Here is a 632-nt window from a genome sequence, read left to right on the forward strand (position 1 = left end):
AAGAAGCGTTATAAGTTGTATTAGGCAAAACAGGTATGCCCCAATAACCTTCATTTGCAATACCGGCCCTACCGTCGCCGGTATCCACCATTAGTTTTAAACAGGTGGTTAACGCGCCATTAATTGCATGGCGCCGCTGATCGATGGGTACATTGCCGGGGTTTGGGGCAACTAATTGAATGGTGGCCTTCGCAGCACCTTCCCTGATCAGGCTCCAGGCTTCGGGTGTGTTTGGGTTGTCCTTAAATATCCTGTTTCTGATCAGCTCGGCATACAAACCCCCATCATACGAATGGTTGATCTCTTCGGTCATCAACCCATACAGTTGCGGACTTACATTTGCGCCGGGCCTGGTTAAATCAAGCGTAAGCTTAGGGGTCTGTGCTTTCAGGCTTGTTGCAGTGAACAGGAACAGGCACAAACTTAAAATGGGTAATAACTTTTTCATCGTGAAAGTTTATATTATTAATTGTTTTTTTTACACTTATTTTATAAGGCCAACGGGTCATCTTCCATTGAAAATTATTTCTCAGTTTATCGGTATTGGGTTTATTTAACCAGGATTTTTACTGTTTTTGAAATATTGCGTGATGAATTACCTAACTGAAGAACAAATTCGCCAGCTTCAACTT

Annotated in this window: 1 pseudogene; it reads right to left on the reverse strand. The window is 42.6% G+C overall.

Annotated elements, in window-relative coordinates:
- A pseudogene (locus AC1DQW_RS27885) lies at positions 1–448 on the reverse strand (hypothetical protein); the annotation flags it as partial.
- Between the last annotated feature and the right edge of the window lie 184 nt (positions 449–632).

The organism is Mucilaginibacter sp. P5_A4, from assembly GCF_056400605.1.